24 protein-coding genes are annotated in these 20,548 nt (G+C 34.1%); all 24 read left to right on the top strand.

Annotation, left to right across the window (positions count from 1 at the left end):
* Positions 1–95: 95 nt before the first annotated feature.
* Positions 96–1,619 (top strand): HAL/PAL/TAL family ammonia-lyase, encoded by a 1,524-nt coding sequence (locus tag BD847_RS08480; protein ID WP_115887856.1) that lies wholly within the window; start codon positions 96–98, stop codon positions 1,617–1,619.
* Between the two features lie 33 nt (positions 1,620–1,652).
* On the top strand, positions 1,653–2,879 hold the full coding sequence (locus BD847_RS08475) for a WG repeat-containing protein (protein WP_115887855.1): 1,227 nt from the start codon (positions 1,653–1,655) through the stop codon (positions 2,877–2,879).
* 30 nt (positions 2,880–2,909) lie between these two features.
* On the top strand, positions 2,910–3,641 hold the full coding sequence (gene fabG, locus BD847_RS08470) for a 3-oxoacyl-ACP reductase FabG (RefSeq protein WP_115887854.1): 732 nt from the start codon (positions 2,910–2,912) through the stop codon (positions 3,639–3,641).
* 84 nt (positions 3,642–3,725) lie between these two features.
* On the top strand, positions 3,726–4,961 hold the full coding sequence (locus BD847_RS08465) for a beta-ketoacyl-[acyl-carrier-protein] synthase family protein (protein ID WP_115887853.1): 1,236 nt from the start codon (positions 3,726–3,728) through the stop codon (positions 4,959–4,961).
* Complete coding sequence (locus BD847_RS08460) at positions 4,954–5,208, top strand: acyl carrier protein (protein ID WP_115887852.1); 255 nt, start codon at positions 4,954–4,956, stop codon at positions 5,206–5,208. The genes BD847_RS08465 and BD847_RS08460 overlap by 8 nt, the downstream gene beginning before the upstream one ends.
* Entirely contained in the window at positions 5,208–6,089 is an 882-nt protein-coding gene (locus tag BD847_RS08455; protein ID WP_115887851.1) for an LpxL/LpxP family acyltransferase, read from the top strand. Before BD847_RS08460 ends, BD847_RS08455 begins: the two co-directional genes overlap by 1 nt.
* Positions 6,090–6,425: 336 nt before the next feature.
* A complete protein-coding gene (locus BD847_RS08450) occupies positions 6,426–7,328 on the top strand; it encodes an NADPH-dependent FMN reductase family protein (protein ID WP_115887850.1) in 903 nt (300 codons plus the stop codon).
* Positions 7,329–7,343: 15 nt separating this feature from the next.
* Positions 7,344–8,477, top strand: coding sequence for a beta-ketoacyl-ACP synthase III (locus tag BD847_RS08445; RefSeq protein WP_115887849.1), 1,134 nt, complete (start codon positions 7,344–7,346; stop codon positions 8,475–8,477).
* Positions 8,478–8,909, top strand: a complete 432-nt coding sequence (locus BD847_RS08440) for a hypothetical protein (RefSeq protein ID WP_115887848.1) — start codon at positions 8,478–8,480, stop codon at positions 8,907–8,909.
* A gap of 9 nt (positions 8,910–8,918) precedes the next feature.
* A complete protein-coding gene (locus BD847_RS08435) occupies positions 8,919–9,383 on the top strand; it encodes an ABC transporter permease (protein ID WP_115887847.1) in 465 nt (154 codons plus the stop codon).
* A gap of 23 nt (positions 9,384–9,406) precedes the next feature.
* On the top strand, positions 9,407–9,811 hold the full coding sequence (locus tag BD847_RS08430; RefSeq protein WP_115887846.1) for a hypothetical protein: 405 nt from the start codon (positions 9,407–9,409) through the stop codon (positions 9,809–9,811).
* Complete coding sequence (locus BD847_RS08425; protein WP_115887845.1) at positions 9,811–10,809, top strand: BtrH N-terminal domain-containing protein; 999 nt, start codon at positions 9,811–9,813, stop codon at positions 10,807–10,809. Before BD847_RS08430 ends, BD847_RS08425 begins: the two co-directional genes overlap by 1 nt.
* Before the next feature lie 7 nt (positions 10,810–10,816).
* Complete coding sequence (locus BD847_RS08420; protein ID WP_115887844.1) at positions 10,817–11,569, top strand: ABC transporter ATP-binding protein; 753 nt, start codon at positions 10,817–10,819, stop codon at positions 11,567–11,569.
* Positions 11,559–12,842, top strand: coding sequence for an ABC transporter permease (locus BD847_RS08415; RefSeq protein WP_167443841.1), 1,284 nt, complete (start codon positions 11,559–11,561; stop codon positions 12,840–12,842). The genes BD847_RS08420 and BD847_RS08415 overlap by 11 nt, the downstream gene beginning before the upstream one ends.
* Positions 12,817–13,266: an acyl-CoA thioesterase gene (locus BD847_RS08410; RefSeq protein WP_115887843.1), complete on the top strand. Its 450-nt coding sequence runs from the start codon at positions 12,817–12,819 to the stop codon at positions 13,264–13,266. The genes BD847_RS08415 and BD847_RS08410 overlap by 26 nt, the downstream gene beginning before the upstream one ends.
* A 152-nt stretch (positions 13,267–13,418) precedes the next feature.
* A complete protein-coding gene (locus BD847_RS08405; protein WP_115888342.1) occupies positions 13,419–14,558 on the top strand; it encodes a beta-ketoacyl-[acyl-carrier-protein] synthase family protein in 1,140 nt (379 codons plus the stop codon).
* Positions 14,559–14,601: 43 nt separating this feature from the next.
* Complete coding sequence (locus BD847_RS08400) at positions 14,602–15,240, top strand: hypothetical protein (RefSeq protein WP_115887842.1); 639 nt, start codon at positions 14,602–14,604, stop codon at positions 15,238–15,240.
* 61 nt (positions 15,241–15,301) lie between these two features.
* Entirely contained in the window at positions 15,302–15,919 is a 618-nt protein-coding gene (locus tag BD847_RS08395; RefSeq protein WP_115887841.1) for a 3-oxoacyl-ACP synthase, read from the top strand.
* Between the two features lie 2 nt (positions 15,920–15,921).
* Entirely contained in the window at positions 15,922–16,179 is a 258-nt protein-coding gene (locus tag BD847_RS08390; RefSeq protein ID WP_111378796.1) for a phosphopantetheine-binding protein, read from the top strand.
* 96 nt (positions 16,180–16,275) lie between these two features.
* Complete coding sequence (locus BD847_RS08385; protein WP_115887840.1) at positions 16,276–17,475, top strand: beta-ketoacyl-[acyl-carrier-protein] synthase family protein; 1,200 nt, start codon at positions 16,276–16,278, stop codon at positions 17,473–17,475.
* Positions 17,475–18,539 (top strand): beta-ketoacyl synthase N-terminal-like domain-containing protein, encoded by a 1,065-nt coding sequence (locus BD847_RS08380; RefSeq protein ID WP_115887839.1) that lies wholly within the window; start codon positions 17,475–17,477, stop codon positions 18,537–18,539. The genes BD847_RS08385 and BD847_RS08380 overlap by 1 nt, the downstream gene beginning before the upstream one ends.
* On the top strand, positions 18,536–19,312 hold the full coding sequence (locus tag BD847_RS08375; protein WP_115887838.1) for a polysaccharide deacetylase family protein: 777 nt from the start codon (positions 18,536–18,538) through the stop codon (positions 19,310–19,312). Before BD847_RS08380 ends, BD847_RS08375 begins: the two co-directional genes overlap by 4 nt.
* Entirely contained in the window at positions 19,302–19,934 is a 633-nt protein-coding gene (locus tag BD847_RS08370; RefSeq protein WP_115887837.1) for an outer membrane lipoprotein carrier protein LolA, read from the top strand. The genes BD847_RS08375 and BD847_RS08370 overlap by 11 nt, the downstream gene beginning before the upstream one ends.
* On the top strand, positions 19,900–20,535 hold the full coding sequence (locus tag BD847_RS08365; RefSeq protein ID WP_115887836.1) for a hypothetical protein: 636 nt from the start codon (positions 19,900–19,902) through the stop codon (positions 20,533–20,535). Before BD847_RS08370 ends, BD847_RS08365 begins: the two co-directional genes overlap by 35 nt.
* Positions 20,536–20,548 lie beyond the last annotated feature (13 nt).

Here is a 20,548-nt window from a genome sequence, read left to right as displayed (position 1 = left end):
AATGTTATGAATTATTAACTTACATTTGCGTTCATCAAAATAACTACAATTATTTTGATAAATAAAATTAAATTAGCACAATCAAAACCGGTTTAATGAATACAATTAATGAATATTTAAGTTTAGCAGAATTCGAGTCAATCATTTTTGGAAATAACAAAGTTGCAATCAGTGATGTTGTTTTAAATCGAGTAAATGAAAGCTTTAATTTCCTGAAAGAATTTTCGGGAAACAAAATAATTTACGGTGTAAATACTGGTTTTGGACCAATGGCTCAATATAGAATTAAAGAGTCGGACCAAATTCAGTTGCAATATAATTTAATCCGAAGCCACTCTTCTGGAACCGGAAAACCTTTGAGTCCAGTTTGTGCAAAAGCGGCAATTTTGGCACGTTTGAATACACTTTCATTAGGAAATTCTGGCGTTCATCCGTCAGTTATCCACTTGATGGCGGAACTTATCAATAGAGATATCACACCTTTAATATTCGAACACGGCGGCGTTGGAGCGAGTGGCGATTTAGTACAATTATCACATTTGGCTTTAGTCTTAATCGGCGAAGGCGAAGTTTTTTATAAAGGAGAAAGAAGACCAACTCCAGAAGTTTTTGAAATTGAAGGTTTGAAACCAATTCAGGTTGAAATTAGAGAAGGTTTGGCGTTAATCAACGGAACTTCGGTAATGACAGGAATTGGTGTTGTGAACATTCATCATGCTAAAAAATTATTAGATTGGTCGTTAAAATCTTCTTGTGCGATTAACGAATTGGTTCAGGCGTATGACGATCATTTTTCGGCAGAATTAAACCAAACCAAACGTCATAAAGGACAACAGGAAGTGGCGGAAAGAATGAGACAAAATCTTTCAGACAGTACTTTAATCCGCAAAAGAGAAGACCATTTATATTCGGGAGAAAATACCGAAGAAATTTTCAAAGAAAAAGTTCAGGAATATTATTCACTAAGATGCGTACCTCAAATTTTGGGACCGGTTTTAGAAACGATTAATAACGTTGCTTCGATTTTAGAAGACGAATTCAACTCGGCAAACGACAACCCAATTATTGACGTAAAAAACAAACACGTTTATCACGGAGGAAATTTCCACGGCGATTATATTTCGCTTGAAATGGACAAACTGAAAATTGTTATTACCAAATTAACGATGTTGGCAGAACGTCAATTGAATTATTTATTGAATTCAAAAATCAACGAAATTCTTCCTCCATTCGTAAACTTAGGAACTTTAGGATTTAATTTCGGAATGCAAGGCGTTCAGTTTACAGCAACCTCAACAACTGCCGAAAGTCAGATGCTTTCAAATCCAATGTATGTGCATTCAATCCCGAACAACAATGACAATCAAGACATTGTAAGTATGGGAACAAATGCAGCGGTAATTACATCAAAAGTGATCGAAAATGCTTTTGAAGTTTTGGCTATCGAAATGATTACGATCGTTCAGGCAATTGATTATCTAGGTCAAAAAGATCAAATTTCATCAGTAACTAGAAAATGGTACGATGATATTCGAAAAATAATTCCTGTCTTTAGTCAAGATCAAGTAATGTATCCTTTTGTTCAAAAAGTAAAAGATTATTTAATCAACAATTTGTAGTATATTTCGCGCTATTAATTAAAATTAAAAATCATGAAAAAAACGTTTCTTTTTTTATCGCTTGTATTTATTCAATTTGTTAATAGTCAAGAACTGGCTTTAGTTAAAAAGAATTCAAAAATTGGATATATTTCTAAAGACGGATCTTTTAAAATCGAACCTCAGTTCAAATCTGCCAGAAGTTTTTCTGAAGGTTTGGCGGCTGTAGAAAACAATGGAAAATGGGGTTTTATTGATGCGAAAGGCACTTGGGTAATTCCAGCCGATTTTAAAGACGCGAAAGATTTTAACAGCGGTATCGCGATTGTACAAAAAGACAAAGATTGGGTTTATATCAATACAAAAGGTGAAATTCAAAAAGGACCTGCTTCTGATAAATTATTTGATTTTAATGATGGCGTTGCTTTCTTTAGACAAAATAATAAAGTGGGTTTGATCAACAACAAAATGACTGTTGTTTTAGAACCAAAATACGATCAGATCAAACCTTTTGAAAATGGTTTTGCCAGAGTGGAACTCAACAAAAACTGGGGAATCATCAATACAGAAGGAAAAGAACTGGTTGAACCAACTTATACTGAAATTGGAAATTATTTCAAAAACACAACTTGGGCAAGAAAAGATAAAACATTCGGGCTGGTAAATGCAGGAAAATTTATTCCGGTTGATGGCGCCGAAAAAATCTGGGATTTCGAAACTCAGGATTTGACTTTTGCCAAAAAGAATGGAAAAATCGGTTATATTGATTTAAAAGGAAATTGGGCAATTCTACCTATATATGATAAAGGAAAAGCTTTTTCTAAAAATCTAGCTCCGGTTTTAGTTGGAAAAAAATGGGGATTCATCAATCCAGAAGGAAAATTTGTAATTGAACCTACTTATAATGATGCCGAAGTTTTCAGTACAAACGGATTGGCTCCGGTGAAAGAAAACAACTGGGGTTTCATTAATGAAGCTGGAAAAATAGTAATCCCAACACAATATGGGATTACAACAAATGCGATTATTGCCATGTTTACACAACAAGACAAAGGATTTATTGATGGCGTTGCAAGAGTAAAAAATGAAGGAAAATGGGGCTTTCTTAATCCAGACGGAACGGTTTTAAGCAATCAATGGTTTGAAAATGCCGAGCTATTTTCGAAATCAGAAAAAAAACAAGTAGCCGAAACTCCTACTGAAAAACCAAAACAGGAAACAAAACAAGAAGCCAAACCTGCTTCAAAAACGACAAAAAAACCTGTTGCCAAGAAAAAATAATATTTAGCCCCAAATAAAAAATCTTAAGTAATGAAATGTGTATTAGTAACAGGCGGTTCAAGAGGAATTGGAAGTGCGATTTGCAAAAAATTAGCCGTTGAATCTGATTATCATATTCTGATTAATTATCATTCCAACCAAACTGCTGCTGAAGAAACACTTCAGGAAATTCAGAAATTAGGTGCAACCGGAGAAATTCTGGGTTTTGATGTTTCTAATTTTGAACAAGTTCAAACAGTTTTAACAAAGTGGCAGGAAGCACATCCTGAAGCGATTGTTGAAGCAATTGTAAACAATGCCGGAATTACAAAAGATGGTCTTTTTATGTGGATGACTCCCGAAGACTGGAACGGTGTTGTAAATACAAGTTTGAACGGATTTTTTAATGTGACACAGTTTTTCATCCAAAAAATGTTACGCAATAAATATGGCCGAATCGTAAATATGGTTTCGGTTTCCGGAGTTAAAGGAACTGCCGGACAAACCAATTATTCAGCTGCAAAAGGCGCTATTGTTGCAGCAACAAAAGCGTTGGCGCAAGAAGTGGCAAAACGTAATATTACGGTAAATGCTGTTGCGCCAGGTTTTATTAGAACTGATATGACAAGTCAATTGGATGAAAAAGAATTATTAAAACTAATTCCGGTTAATCGTTTTGGCGAAGCCGAAGAAGTAGCAGATTTGGTAAGCTTTTTGATTTCTAAAAAAGCAAGTTATATTACAGGAGAAATTATCAATATAAACGGAGGAATATATTCTTAAGAATACTATGTTTGCATAATATTTTAAGTTTTTTAAAACATAGAAAAATTACACTTTAAGGATAAAAAATTACTTTGAAAGACCATGAATAAGAGAGTTGTAATTACTGGAATGGGAATTTATTCTTGTATCGGAACTTCTTTAGATGAAGTAAAGGAATCATTATATAATGGAAAATCAGGTATTAAATTTGATTCTGACCGAAAAGAATTTGGTTTCCAATCGGCTTTGACTGGAATGGTTCCAAAGGCTGATTTAAAAAATTTACTGACACGCAGACAGCGTATGAGCATTGGTGAAGAAACCGAATATGCTTATATGGCAACGATCGAAGCATTGAAAAATGCGAATATCGATGACGCTTTTTTTGAAGAAAGAGAAGTTGGAATTATGTACGGAAACGACAGTGTTTCTAAAGCAATTATCGACGCTACAGATATTGTTCGCGAGAAAAAAGATACTGCATTGATTGGTTCTGGAGCGATTTTCAAATCGATGAATTCTACCGTTACCATGAATCTTTCAACAATCTTCAAACTTCGTGGTATCAATTTAACTGTTAGCGCGGCTTGCGCGAGCGGTTCTCATTCTATAGGATTGGCATATTTTTTAATCAAAAGCGGTTTTCAAGATATTATAATTACTGGCGGCGCGCAGGAAATAAACAAATATGCGATGAGCAGTTTTGACGGTTTAGGTGTTTTTTCGAACAGAGAAAGCGATCCTGAAAAAGCCTCAAGACCTTTTGATAAAGACCGCGACGGATTAATTCCGAGTGGCGGAGGCGCAACTTTAATTTTAGAAAGTTACGAATCGGCAATCGCTCGTGGTGCGAATATTATTGCCGAAGTTTCAGGCTACGGATTTTCATCAAACGGCGGACATATCTCGACTCCAAACGTCGAAGGACCAGCCACAGCGATGCAACGCGCGCTGGAAGAAGCCAAATTACACGCATCAGATATTGAATATATAAATGCGCATGCAACCTCAACGCCTGTTGGTGATGCAAATGAAGCAAAAGCCATCTTCGAAGTTTTTGGCGAAAAAAATCCACCGGTAAGTTCTACAAAATCAATGACAGGCCACGAATGCTGGATGGCTGGAGCAAGCGAAGTAATTTATTCTATTCTAATGATGCAGAACGATTTCATTGCGCCAAACATCAATTTGGAAAATCCAGATGAAGATGCGATGAAATTAAATTTAGTTAAAACTACGTTAAACAAAAAATTTGACATATTTTTGTCCAATTCTTTCGGTTTCGGAGGAACCAACTCTGCGTTGGTGGTTAAAAAGTTTAAATTGGACAATGAATAAAGAAGAGATTATAACGAAAATTAATGGTTTTTTGGTTGATGAGTTTGAAGTAGATAATGATGAAATTGAACCAGATGCTAATTTAAAAGATACACTTGGGTTAGACAGCTTAGATTATGTTGATTTAGTAGTTTCTATTGAAGCTAACTTTGGTGTAAAATTGGTTGAAGCAGATTTCGTTGGTATCGCAACTTTTCAGAACTTCTATGACCTGATTGAAACCAAGATAAAAGCTAAAGCTGCTTAATGAGTCAATGGGATGGCAAATCAAAAGGAACAGTTTTAGGCTATAAAATATTCGTTTTTTTGATACAAAAAGCGGGTGTCAAATCTGCCTATGTCTTACTTTATTTTGTCGCTTCTTATTATTTTCTGTTTTTAAAGAAAAGCAATAAAGCTATTTTTTACTATTTCAAGGAAAGACTTCAAAACTCTAATTTTCAGTCAAAAAAAATGGTTTTCAAGAGTTACTACACTTTTGGACAAACTATTATTGACAAAATTTCTATTTCGGCTGGACTTCGAAACAAATTCACTTACGAATTTGACGGAATCGAAATTCTGAAAAAACTTCTAGCCGAAAAAAAAGGCGGGGTTTTAATTAGCGCACACGTTGGGAATTTTGAAATCGCCGAACATTTTTTTGGCGACATTGATCTTGATTTCCAAATCAATTTGGTTACGACTGATTTAGAGCATTCGGCAATTAAGAATTATCTGGAAAGCGTTACAAGAAAATCGGCCGTAAAATTTATTATCATCAAAGACGATTTGTCTCATATCTTCGAAATCAATTCGGCTTTAGCCAATAATGAATTGGTTTGTTTTACTGGCGATCGTTATTTTGAAGGAACCAAATCACTTTCTGAAGAAATCTTAGGCAAAAGTACTAATTTTCCTTCAGGCCCATTCTTAATCGCTTCAAGATTAAAAGTTCCGGTTGTTTTTGTTTATGTAATGAAAGAACCAAATCTTCATTATCATTTATATGCGCGCGAAGCAACAGTGAAACACCGCGACGAAAAAGGTTTATTAAAAGAATATGTGAAAAGCGTTGAAAGCATTCTGCAGAAATATCCTTTGCAGTGGTTCAATTATTTCGACTTTTGGAATGATTTGAAGGCTTAGTTTTTTGCCACGAATTACACTAATTTTCACTATTTTTTTTTTGTCAACAATTCTATAGCCCGTGGTTTCAACCACGGGAACACAAAGATTATTCCGATTCGTTTCCCATGGTTGAAACCAAGGGCTATGTTTAGATTTGCACGTTTCTTAATAACTATTATCATGATTGTTTTCTTTTAATCTTCATAGTCACATTTGTAATTACTTTTCGAATTAACGCATCAATTAATTCGTGAAAATTCGTGAAATTCGTGGCAAAAAACATTCCATTAAACAAGAAAATTCTTTTAAAATAATTTACTTATTTTTGCTTTCAACCAAAGAAAGCAAACCCAAATGAAAAATGTTCTCGTTATTTATTATTCCCAATCTGGACAACTGGAATCGATTGCACGCAACATTGCAAAACCGTTTCTAAATTCAGATGAAATCAACGTCGTTTTTCATGAAATACAATTAGAAAAACCGTTTCCTTTTCCGTGGAATAAAACCACTTTTTTTGACGCTTTTCCAGAATCTTTTCTACAGATTCCGACGGCTTTAAAACCCGTTCCTAGTGAAATTTTAAATACAAAATTTGATCTTGTTCTTTTACATTATCAGGTTTGGTATTTGACGCCTTCAATCCCGATGAACTCTTTTCTAAAAAGTGCTGAAGGCAAAAACATTCTAAGCAATACTCCCGTTATTACTATAAACGGTTCCCGAAATATGTGGATTATGGCGCAGGAAAAAGTAAAAGTTTTGCTTCAGGAAGCTAACGCAAAACTGGTTGGAAATGTCGCCTTAGTTGACCGCGTTGGAAATCTTATAAGTGTGATTACTATTGTTCACTGGATGTTTTCTGGTATAAAAGAAAAATATTTAGGTTTTTTTCCGCTTCCTGGCGTTTCGGAAAAAGACATTCAGGAATCAGATAAATTTGGCGAAATCATGCTTTCTGAATTCAAACAAAACAAATTAGAAGATTTACAGCCGAAATTAGCCGAAATTGGAGCCGTAAAAATCAGTCCATATTTGGTTAAAGTTGACAAAACTGCTAACAAAATCTTTAATAAATGGTCTAATTTCATTCATAAAAACCAAAAAAACAGAAAATTGCTTCTTAAATTATTTTATGTTTATTTATTCCTCGCAATATGGTTAATCTCGCCAATAGTATATATATTGCATGTTATTAGCTACCCGTTTAAGATTAAAACTATAAAAAAAGAAACTCAATATTACCAAGGAGTTTAGAGACGAAATTAAATTATGTTTGACGTATATATTACCAAAGCCGCGAAATATTTGCCGAATGAAGCTGTTTCAAACGATGAAATGGAAAATTATTTAGGGCTAATTAACGATACTGCCTCAAAAGCAAGACGTATTATTTTGCGCAATAATAAGATTACAAGCCGATATTATGCCGTTGACAAAAACGGCGTAAGCACTCATACAAATGCTGAACTGACAAAAAATGCCGTTTCGCAATTGTTTGGTGAGCATTTTACGGCTCAAGATATGGAAGTTCTTTCGTGCGGAACATCATCTCCAGATGTTTTTGCGCCTTCGCATGCCGCAATGGTTCATGGACTGCTGAAAAACAAATCGGTTGAGTTGAACTCTTCTTCCGGAATTTGCTGTTCTGGAATGAATGCTTTGAAGTATGGTTTTCTTTCTGTAAAATCTGGAAATTCTAAAAACGCTGTTTGTACAGGTTCTGAAAAAGTTTCGACCTGGCTTTCGGCACAACAATACAATCAGGAAATCATCAACTTAAAAAATCTGGAAGAACAGCCTATTATTGCGTTCAAAAAAGATTTCTTGCGCTGGATGTTATCTGACGGAGCTGGTGCTTTTTTATTAGAAAACAAACCTTCTGGTGAAATTTCTCTAAAAATCGAATGGATGGAAGCGTATTCGTATGCATTCGAATTAGAAACTTGCATGTACGCCGGCGGAGATAAATTGGAAAACGGAGAAATAAAACCGTGGAGCGATTACAAACCGGAACAATTGCTAAACCAATCTATTTTGGCAGTAAAACAGGATGTAAAAATATTAGACGAGTTTATTTTGCCAAAAGGTGTTGAAAGTATGACCGATGCCATGGCAAAACACAATGTTACGGCAGACGATATCGACTATTTTTTACCACACGTTTCTTCTCACTTTTTCGTTGACGGTCTGAAAAAAGGATTACTTGAAAAAGGAGTTGACATTGCCGATGAAAAATGGTTTATGAATCTTTTGAAAGTTGGAAATGTAGGATCAGCTTCGATCTATATCGCTGTTGAGGAATTAATAAATTCTGGAAAACTGAAAAAAGGAGACAAAATTTTCCTTTCAGTTCCGGAAAGTGGAAGATTCTCATTTGCTTACGCGTATTTAACTGTCTGCTAAATGAATGCTTCAGTACTTTTAGAAAAAGAAGCTGTAGAAAATCTGCTTCCGCAAAAGTTTCCTTTTGTAATGGTGGATCGCATGTTTTCTTATTCTGAAACCGAATTGAGCTCGGGATTAAATATTCAAAAAGAAAATATTTTTTTAGAAGATGATACCTTTCTAGAAGCTGGATTAATCGAACATATGGCGCAATCTGTTGCTTTGCACACCGGTTATCAGTTTTTTTTAAAAAAAGAAATTGCGCCAACCGGATATATAGGTTCTATTAAAGATATTCAGATTAAAAAACTTCCAAAAATCAACGATACAATTCAGTCAAAAGTTACGATTTTACAGGAATTTGCTGGAGTAACTTTGGTAGATATTGTTACTTTTTTAAATAATGAAGAAATTGCAAACGGACAAATGAAAACCGTTTTGGCAAAATAATTTAAGATGATGAAAGTTGGAATTGACATACAAAATTATTTACCGCATCGCGCTCCAATGCTGATGGTCGATTTGATTTTGGAAATTGACTCCACTTCTGTTGAAACCGAATTTTTAATCAAAGAAGACAATATTTTTGTTGATAATGGCATTTTAATAGAAGCCGGTTTAATCGAAAACACTGCGCAAACCTGTTCGTCAATTGTTGGAAAAAAGTACTTTTTTGAGGACGACGGAACCGAAAATGAAAACGTAAATGTTATTGGTTTTATAAGCGCTTTAAAGAATTTAAAAATACATGCTTTGCCTAAAGTTGGCGACGTTATTACTACCAAAGCAATTTTGGTTTCAAAATTTGTTGGTGACGATTATACTTTATGCACAATGAGTTGCGAAAGTTTATTGGAAGACAAAAAACTGTTAGAATGCGAAATTAATTTGTTTATTCAGAAGACAATTTCGGCGACAACATAATCCTACTCGAAAATAAAACCGTCATGGAAAAAGAAAATGTACCTCAGCACGATGGAAATTTAAGCAAAAAGAATCTTAAAGAATTGGTTTATGCTACTGACGAAAACGGGAATTACACAACCGCTTTGAGTACAGGTTGGGAACCAAAAGCAATTGCACTTTCGAATGCGATTGACGACATAAAAGAACGTGCCGAAGAAGCAAAACTAAAAGTTCAAAACGGAGAATTAAGCCCAATTTGTTATTTTATGGAACTCAACAAAATGGATCTTTCGATTCTTGCGGGTTATGTAGAAATGTGGAAATGGCGCGTAAAAAGACATTTTAAACCTTCCGTTTTTGCCAAACTGAACGACAAAACGTTACAAAAATATGCCGACGCTTTTGACATTTCATTAGCCGAATTAAAAAACTTTAAAACAGATTAATGCAAGTTACTTTTACACATCATCAATCTGCTCATTGTGAAAACGGAGTAGCTTCAAACCTCTTAAAAAACAGCGGACTCAATATCAGCGAACCGATGGTTTTCGGAATTGGTTCGGGACTTTTTTTCGTGTATTTGCCTTTTTTAAAAGTAAATCATGCTCCGGCAATCAGTTACAGAACTTTGCCTGGACATATTTTTAATAAAGTTGCCAATCGTTTAAACCTTAAAATTAAAAGACAAAAATTTTCTTCGGTTGCCAATGCAAACAAAGCTTTAGAAGAAAATTTAAAAAATAATATTCCAACTGGATTACAAGTTGGTGTTTATCATTTAAGTTATTTTCCTGATGAATATCGTTTTCATTTCAACGCGCACAATTTAGTTGTTTACGGCAAAACCGAAACTGATTATTTAATCAGCGATCCCGTGATGGAAACCGTTACAACTTTGACACACGAGGAAATGGATAAAGTGCGTTTTGCTAAAGGTGCGTTTGCGCCTCGCGGACAAATGTATTATCCAATTCAAATTCCGAACAATGTTGATTTAAAAAGTGCCATTATAAAAGGAATCAAAAACACCTGTCGCGATATGTTGGCACCAATGCCAATTGTAGGCGTTCGCGGAATCAAAATGGTTTCGCGTCAAATTCGAAAATGGCCTAAAAAACATGGCGTTAGAAAAGCAAATCACTATCTGGCACAAATGGTGCGTATGCAGGAAGAAATTGGAACCGGAGGCGGAGGTTTCCGATTTATTTACGCCGCATTTTTACAGGAAGCTTCAGTTGTTTTAGGCAACGAAGAATTGAAAAATATTTCGAAAGAAATGACACAAATTGGAGATTCATGGCGTGATTTTGCTGTTGAAGCTTCCAGAATTTATAAAAATAGAAGTGCCAAAGAAGACGCTTACAACGCCATTGCCGATGAACTTTTAGATATTGCTAATCGCGAAGAAATCTTTTTCAAAAAACTAAAAAAAGCAATCAGCTAATTATATTTTGAATTCCATTATAAAAATAGAATCCCTTTCGAAAAAGTACAAAGATGCCGATCAGTTTTCTTTGAACGATGTTTCATTGGAAATAAATGAAGGACAAATTTTTGGATTATTAGGTCCAAATGGCGCCGGAAAAACAACCTTGATTTCTATGCTCTGCGGATTGATAAAACCCACTTCGGGACATTTTTCAATTGATGATTTAGAATATCACCATCATTCTTCGAAAATCAAAAAAATCATTGGCGTTGTTCCGCAAGAATATGCTTTGTATCCGACTTTGACCGCGAGAGAAAATCTGCATTATTTTGGAAGTATGTACGGTTTGAAAGGTTCAGATTTAAAAGATAAAGTAATCGAAACTTTAGATCTTTTGGGATTGCTGAAATTTGCCGATAAACAAATTCATACTTTTTCGGGCGGAATGAAACGCCGTGTGAATTTGATTGCTGGAATTCTGCACAATCCGAAAGTTTTGTTTTTGGATGAACCAACTGTTGGCGTTGATGTTCAATCAAAAAATGCGATTTTAGATTATCTGAAAATATTAAATCAAAACGGAACTACGATTATTTATACCTCACATCATTTGGCTGAAGCCGAAGATTTCTGCACGAATATTGCCATTTTAGACCGAGGCAAAATTTATGCGAAAGGAACGCCAGAAACCTTAATTGAAAAGACTGAAAATGCCAGAAATCTCGAAGATGTTTTTATTTCATTAACCGGTAAAGACTTGCGAGATGATATATAAAATTTGGATGTCGATAGTAAAAGAATTTCTTTTATTGAAAAGAGATTTAGGCGGATTGATTATTTTATTTATCATGCCGTTGGTTTTGGTGATTACGGTTACCATCATTCAGGACAGCACTTTTAAAACCGTAAGCGATAATAAAATTCAGATTTTATTGGTTGACAATGATAAAGGTTCAGTTTCAAAAACCGTTTTTGATAATCTTCAAAAGAATAATTTATTCAGCGTTGTAACACAACTCGACAATAAAACAATTACCGAAGAAGTAGCCCGAGAAAATGTCTACAAAGGAAAATTTCAATTGGCGATCATAATCCCAAAAAACTTAAGCGCCGATTTACAAGCCAAAGTCGATCAGAATGTCGAAAACATTGTGAGCAAAATGGGTTTTACAGATAGCGTTGCAAAGCCGGAAAAACCAAAAGTTATTACGCAAAAAGAAGTAAAATTATATTTTGATCCGGCAGTTCAGCTGAGTTTCAAGAATTCGGTGATGAGTTCGATTGACAAAATGATTTCTCAAATCGAAACCAAATCTATTTATACCGCTTTCCAGAATCAATTTGGGGAAGAAAACACCGAATTCGATCAAAAGAGTTTTATTACTTTCAAAGAGATTATTCCAAGAATAAACAACAAAGAAGTATTGCCAAACTCAGTTCAGCATAACGTTCCGGCCTGGACACTTTTTGCTATATTTTTTATTGTGATTCCGCTTTCAATTAATATTGTAAAAGAAAAATCACAAGGAACTTTTGTGCGTTTATTGACCAATCCAGTTTCGAATTTAGTAGTGATTATCGGCAAAACCGTCACATATTCTATCATTTGTATGATTCAGTTTTATATGATGGTTGCCGTAGCGATTTTCTTGTTTCCGCACATTGGTTTGCCTCCTTTAAATGTTGAAGGACATTTATTTTTAATGAGCGTTGTCGCTTTATTTTCAGGTTTTGGCGCCATCGGTTTCGGAATTTTATTGGGAACCGTTGCTAGCACTCAGGAACAATCAGCGCCGTTTGGTGCGACGAGTGTAATCATTCTAGCCGCAATTGGCGGAATTTGGGTTCCGGTTTTCGCCATGCCAAAAATCATGCAGATTATTGCCAAATCATCACCAATGAATTGGGGATTAGAAGCCTTTTATGATGTTCTATTGCGCAACGTTTCTTTCGTCGAAATCATTCCAAAAATAAGTTTGTTATTTTTGTTCTTTATAATCACAACTTCCATTGCCTTATTTTATGACAAAAAGAAAAGAACAGTATAACGAAGCCTCAGACTTAACCGTTTCGCACGAAATCAGAATTCGTTTTAACGAAACTGATCCGCTTGGAATTGTTTGGCACGGCCATTATATTACCTATTTTGAAGACGGTCGCGAAGCCTTTGGACGCCAACACGGACTTACGTATTTGGACATTGCAAAAACGGGTTACACGACTCCAATTGTAAAATCAAAATGCGAACATAAATTGTCTTTGCGCTACGGCGATATTGTAACAATCGAAACCACGGTTGTCGATACTCCGGCCGCGAAAATTATTTACCGTTTTAAGATTATTGACGCTCAAGGCGAAGTTGCTTGCACTGGTGAAACAACTCAAGTTTTTTTAGATAAAGAAGGAAATTTAATGCTGACAAATCCTCCTTTTTATGAGGAATGGAAAAGGAAAGTTGGGTTGTTGAAATAAAACACGAATTTCACAAATTAGCACCAATTAAAAATAAAATAATCCGAACGCATTTCCTGCAAGGTTTCCAAAACCTTGTAGGTATCATAAAACTTAAAAATTTAAACCTACAAGGTTTTGGAAACCTTGCAGGAGAAATCGGGAACCATAAAATGTCAAAAGAAATATACATCAACGAAACGAATTGTATCACGCCTTTAGGTTTTGATGTTGAATCGAACATCGAAGCGATTTTGCGTGGCGATTCGGGAATTCAGCTTCATAGTGATATTTCTTTGATGCCAAATTCATTTTATGCTTCAATTATTTCTGATGAAAAAATAAATAGAACTTTTTCAAAAATCAGTTCTGAAACTAAATATTCTCGTTTAGAGAAAATGATGATTTTAGCTTTAGCGCCGATTATCAAAAATTCGGGAGTTGAATTGAATTCAAAAACTGCTTTTATACTTTCGACGACTAAAGGAAATGTGACGGCTTTAAGAGAAAATTCTGAAGAAAATTTTAATAATGCACATTTAGATGTTTTAGCAAAAAATGTTGCCAATTTCTTCAGATTTACAACACAGCCCATTGTCGTTTCAAATGCCTGCGTTTCTGGAATTTTAGCTGTTTCTGTTGCCAAAAGAATGATCCAGTCGGAACTTTATGATAATGTTTTTGTTGCCGCTGGCGATGAAGTTTCAGAATTTGTTTTGTCTGGTTTTAATGCTTTTCAGGCGATGAGTGAATTGCCTTGTAAACCCTATTCTAAAAACAGAACCGGAGTAAGTTTGGGCGAAGCAACTTCTGCTGTTTTAGTTTCGGCGGAAGCCAAAAATTCAAAAATAAAAGTAATTGGAGATAGTTCGATTAACGATGCAAATCATATTTCCGGGCCTTCAAGAACAGGCGAAGGTTTGTTCAGAAGTATTCAGAATGCCTTGAAAGAAGCAAAAATTGAAGCCAACAAATTAGATTATATTTCAGCTCACGGAACCGCAACGCCATTCAACGACGAAATGGAAGCAATTGCGTTTAGTCGTTTAGATTTACAAAATGTTCCTATAAATAGTTTGAAAGGATTTTACGGTCATACTTTAGGCGCTTCGGGATTGTTAGAAACGGTAATTGCGATTGAATCAGCAAATCGAAATATGCTTTTTGAATCGAAAGGTTTTGATGAAATTGGAGTTAGTGAAGTTGTAAATGTTATTGAGAAAAATGAAGAGGCAAATATTGAATATTTTTTGAAAACAGCTTCTGGATTTGGAGGTTGTAATACGGCTGTTGTTTTTGAGAAAGTTAAGTAAAAAACAGATTTTAAAAAATCAATTATTCTAAAGTTATAAATAAATGAAGATATTAGCTTTTGTGTTTTTTCTATTTTGTTTAGGTTCAAATGCTCAAATACAGCAAGAATTTTTCGCAGATGATGTAAATAATATTGAATTATTAACAGTTAACTTTTGTATAGATAATTATGGGAAAACAAGTTCTGTTACTATTTTGCCAGAACAGACAACTTATAAAAATCAAGCTAATATAAATCAAGTAGTTGAATATAGAAAAAGTATTGAATATTATCCAGATAGTAAATTAAGAAATAATTGTTATGATTATACTTTTAGATTTGTAAATCCAAAATATAAAAATAAAAAAATTGAAGATTCAAAAATTTCGATGTGCAAAGAATTTAAAAATGGGACCTTTAAATATAATGATGGCTCTTTTCCAAATCTAACAATTGAAAGAGATCATAATTATCAAACAGAAAAAAGCCATGATCATTTCTCAAAATACAAAATTGACTGGATCAATGATACAAATTATGTTTTAACGTTTTTAGAAGTGAGCGATAAAGATTCTTCTTATCTAATTGGTGAAAAGATATATGTGGAAATAATCGACATTCTTGATGATGGAAGTTATGTTTATAAAAGTAATTTGTTAGATAGAACATTCACGACAGGAATTATAAAGCGAATCAATTAGTGTATTTTAATGCCGAAAATAATCCGTGTTAATTCGTGAAATTTGTGTTTAAACTAAAACAATGACTCAAAATAAAACCTACATACAATCCTACATCATCATCCAAAACAACGAAATTGTTTTGAACGGAACTTCTGTATTCAAAATTGAACCGACGGATTTCGCTGATTTCTCTAAACAAGCATTACGAAATTTTGAAATCCAATATCCGAAGTTTTTCAAAATGGATGCTTTGAGCAAACTGGCTTTTTTAGGATCGGAGTTGCTTTTGAGCCCGATTGTTTCTTCTGAAGAAGAAAATAATATCGCTTTGGTTTTAGCCAATAAATCGTCGAGTTTAGATACCGATGTAAAATATCAGGAATCGATTTCTGATAAAGAAAACTATTATCCGAGTCCGGCGGTTTTTGTTTATACGTTGCCAAATATTTGTTTGGGCGAAATAAGTATCCGTCATCAGCTAAAAAGTGAGAATTCTTTCTTTATATTTGATGCTTTCAACGCCGAATTTATGTCGAATTATTCGAATATTTTATTGAATTCTGATAAAGCAGATAAGGTTCTTTGTGGCTGGGTGGAATATTTTAACGAAGATTACAAAGCTTTTCTCTGCGTCATTGGCAAAGAAGAAATCGAGAAATATAGAGACGAAAATATCAATACATTATACAATAAATAATCATGGAAGCATTAAAAGAAGAATTAAAAAATAAAATTATAACGACTTTAAACTTAGAAGATATCGCTGTTGAAGACATTGCTGACAACGATCCTTTGTTTGGAGACGGTTTAGGTTTAGACTCGATTGATGCACTTGAATTAATCGTGATTCTTGATAAAGATTACGGAATTAAATTGGTTGACCCAAAAGAAGGAAAATCAATTTTCCAGTCAATCGAAACTATGGCGGCGTACATCAGCGCCAACAGAACTAAATAGACTTGCTTAGACTTCTTAGATTTTTAGACTTGCTTAGACAAGAATAAAACTCAAAAAATCTAAGAAGTCTAATGTCTAAAAATCTAAGAAGTCTAAATGAAAAAAGGTGTCGCAATAACGGGAATGGGAATTATTTCTTCGATTGGAAATTCAGTCGAAGAAAATTATATTTCCTTGATCGAAAATAAAATCGGTATTTCCAGAATTGAAAATATTCCGACGGTTCATGCCGATGTCATTAAAGTTGGTGAAATTAAAAAAACCAATGAAGAATTGATTACCGAATTACAGCTTTCAGAAAATAATAATTTTTCGAGAACGGCGATGATTGGTGCTTTGGCAGCAAAACAGGCGGTTGAAAATGCCGGAATTACCTCAATCAACGAATTCAGAACTGGACTTATTTCGGCTACAAGCGTTGGTGGTATGGACATGACTGAAAGACATTATTATGATTATTTCGAAAATCCAGATCTTGTAAAATATATCACTTGTCATGACGGTGGCGATGTAGCTGAAAAAATTGCTTCGGAACTTGGTTTAAAAGGAATGGTTACTACAATTAGTACGGCTTGTTCCTCGGCAGCAAACTCAATTATGTTGGGTGCGCGACTGATTAAAACCGGAAAATTGGATCGTGTTATTGTAGGCGGAACGGATGCTTTGGCAAAATTCACCATCAACGGATTCAAGACTTTAATGATTTTATCTGACGATTATAACAAACCTTTTGACAATAACCGAAAAGGATTAAATCTTGGTGAAGCGGCCGCTTTTTTGGTTTTAGAATCGGATGAAATTGTTGCCAAACAAAACAAAAAAGTCTTGGCAAGAGTTTCAGGTTACGGAAATGCGAATGATGCTTTTCACCAAACTGCTTCTTCAGAAAACGGCGACGGCGCTTATTTGGCTATGAAAAAAGCCTTTGAAGTTTCAGGAATAAAACCTTCTGAAATTGATTATATCAACGTTCACGGAACCGCAACTCCAAACAACGATTTATCTGAAGGAAGAGCTTTACTTCGAATTTATGAAAATGAAAAAGTTCCGGATTTCAGTTCTACAAAACCGTTTACGGGTCACACTTTAGCGGCGGCGGCGGCAATTGAAGCGGTTTATTCCGTTTTGGCAATTCAAAATAATGTGGTTTATCCCAATTTGAATTTTGAAAATCAAATGGAAGAGTTTGAGTTGAAACCTCAAACCACTTTAAAAAATAAAAACATCGAACACGTTTTATCCAATTCTTTTGGTTTTGGCGGAAATTGTTCCACCCTTATATTTTCTAAAAGCTAATGACAAAAAAAACATATATAAATGGAGTAGGCTGTATTTCGACTCAAAAAACATTTGATACTGTTTTTTTAGAAGAAGCTGTTGTCAACAATTCTGAAAATGTTTTGTCGATTGTTCCTCCGGTTTACAAAGATTACATTTCGCCTGCCATGATCAGAAGAATGGCAAAAGGCGTGAAAAACGGAATCGTAGCTTCTTCCCTAGCCATGAAAGATGCGAATGTCGAAAATGTTGACGCGATCATTACCGGAACCGGTTTGGGCTGTATCGAAGATTCTGAAAAATTCCTGAAAAATATTCTGGATAATAATGAAGAATTTTTAACGCCAACTTCATTTATTCAATCGACGCATAATACAGTTGGTGCACAAATCGCACTTTCTTTACAATGTAAAGGTTATAATTTTACGTATGTAAATGGCGCGGTTTCTTTTGAGTCGGCGCTTTTGGATGCTAAAATGCAGATCGAAGAAGACGAAGCCAATTCAATTTTAGTTGGCGGTGTTGATGAAAATGGTGAATATACTTTATCACTTTTTAAATTGGCCGGAAGAATTAAAAAAGAAACTGATCTTCCTTCGGAAGTTTTAAATGCAAATTCAACAGGAGTAATTTATGGTGAAGGCGCGAGTTTTTTTGTTTTGGAAAATGAACGAAAAGCCAATACTTATGCCGAAATTCTCGATGTTGAAATCGTAAATACATTGGAAGAAAATGAAATCGAATCTGCTTTAATTTCATTTTTAAAAACCAACAATTTACAAATCTCAGATCTTGACGCTGTTATTTTAGGTTTTGATGGAAACTTTGATTCTGATTCTTATTATAAGAATCTTTCCGAAAATGCTTTCGCAGAAATGCCTCAACTCTATTACAAACACTTGAGCGGTGCATACGACACAGCTTCGGCTTTTGCTTTTTGGATGGCTTCAAAAATCTTAAAAACTCAGGAAATTCCGGAAATTGTAAGAGTAAATTCGGTTTCAAAATCGGTTTATAAAACTATTTTATTGTACAATCAATCTAACGGAAAAAATCATAGTTTTACGTTGCTTTCAAAATGATAACGCATAAAAACATATCTGTTTTTTTTATCTTTTTATTGCTTTTATTGTTTCTTTTGAATCTTTATACAGCAATTAATTTTTGGCTGTTTGTTTTGATTGTTTTGATTTGGATTGGAATAAATGCTTTTGGTTCTGCCCGAATTTCTTCGAATTATCATGTAAAAGCCTTCTGCAATAATCCATTAGAAACGGAGAAAAAAATCGCCTTAACTTTTGATGATGGTCCGAGTGAATTTACTTTGGAAGTTTTAGAACTTCTGAAAAAATATAATGCCAAAGCGACTTTCTTCTGCATTGGAAAAAATATTGAAAAGCATCCTGAAATTTTAAAACAAGTTATCGCTGAAGGTCATTTGGTTGGAAATCATTCTTACTCACATTCTAAATTTTTTGATTTTTATAATGCCAAAAAAATAACCGAGGAACTTCATAATACAGATGCACTTCTGGAGAAATTTACTTTAAAAAAAATCAACTTTTTTCGTCCACCTTACGGAGTTACAACGCCATCAATTCGAAGAGCTTTAAAAGTTACCGGGCACAAAGTTATTGGCTGGAATATTCGTTCGCTTGACGGAGGAACAAAAAATCAAGATTTGATTTTAAGCCGAATTAAAAAACGAGTTTCTCCCGGCGGAATTGTACTTTTGCACGATACTGCTCCGCACTCTGTTTTGGTATTGGAACAGTTTTTGCAATTTTTACAGCAAAATCAATATGAAGTAGTTTCTGTAGAGGAACTTTTGAATCTTAAAGCTTATGAAGACTAAATTATATATTTTCCTTTTCCTAAATATTTTCAGCATTTCTATTTTTGCCCAAGAACAAAAAATGACTGATGCCGAAATTGCAACTTTCAAACAAGATGTAAATGTGGTTTCTAAAAAAATCAAAACTTTAAGTACTGATTTTGTGCAATACAAACATTTGGATTTTCTGTCAAAAGACATTGAAACTTCGGGAAAAATGGTTTTTAAAGAACCTGCTTTATTGTCTTGGCAATACAAAAAACCATACAATTACAGCATTGTTTTCAAGAACGGAAAAATCCTGATTAACGACGAAGGAAAGAAAAGCGCGGTTGATATTGGCAACAGTAAAATCTTTGCAAGAATCAACAAATTGATTATTGGAAGCGTAAGCGGAAACATGTTTGACGACAAAGAATTTACTATTTCGTATTTTAAATTGAAAGGTCAAAATTTGGCGAAATTTATTCCGAAAGATGCGACGCTGAAAAAATACATTAAACAAATCGAACTGACTTTCGATAAAGAAGAAGCAACAGTTGTTCAGGTAAAATTGTTAGAATCATCTGAAGATTATACCCGAATTGTACTTAAAAATAAAGTGATCAATGCAAAAATCGACGATTCAGTTTTTACTAATTAATTGTTTTCTGGCAATTGTTTTAGTTTCCTGTGGCTCGGTCACAAAAAATTATACGCCTAAAAAATTAGACAAAACAGCTGTTGAAGTTCCCTATTTCGCCGACTCAAAAACCGATTATGTTTATAAAACCAATATCACGGTTTACGGTCATGAATTGTCTGGAATTTTTATTGCCAAGAAAGTAAACGACACAACGCATCGTGTAGTTTTTACAACTGAATTTGGTAACAAATTACTGGATTTCGAAATTTCTGAAAAGACTTTTAAAGTCAATTCGATTGTATCTGAATTAGACCGAAAAATTCTGATCAATACTTTGGAAGAAGATTTTCGTCTGCTTCTTAAAAACAAATATTTGATTCAGGAACAATTCGAAAATGGAGAAAGTGTCATTTATAAATCGGAAGACGGAAAGCGCGACAATTATCTTTTCTTCTCCAAAAAAGATCAAAAATTAGAAAAAGTAGTTCGTTCTTCTAAAACAAAAGAAAAAATAACAATTACTTTTACTTTAGAAAACGATAAATTTGCTGAAAAAGTCGTCATTTTACATCAAAATATTAAACTAAAAATAGCGTTAAACTACTTTAAATCAGAATAAAAACACAAACCAA

This window comes from Flavobacterium cutihirudinis (assembly GCF_003385895.1).
Classification (GTDB): domain Bacteria; phylum Bacteroidota; class Bacteroidia; order Flavobacteriales; family Flavobacteriaceae; genus Flavobacterium; species Flavobacterium cutihirudinis.
The sequence above is the reverse complement of the archived record's forward strand: the minus strand, read 5'-3'. Positions and strand labels throughout refer to the sequence as shown.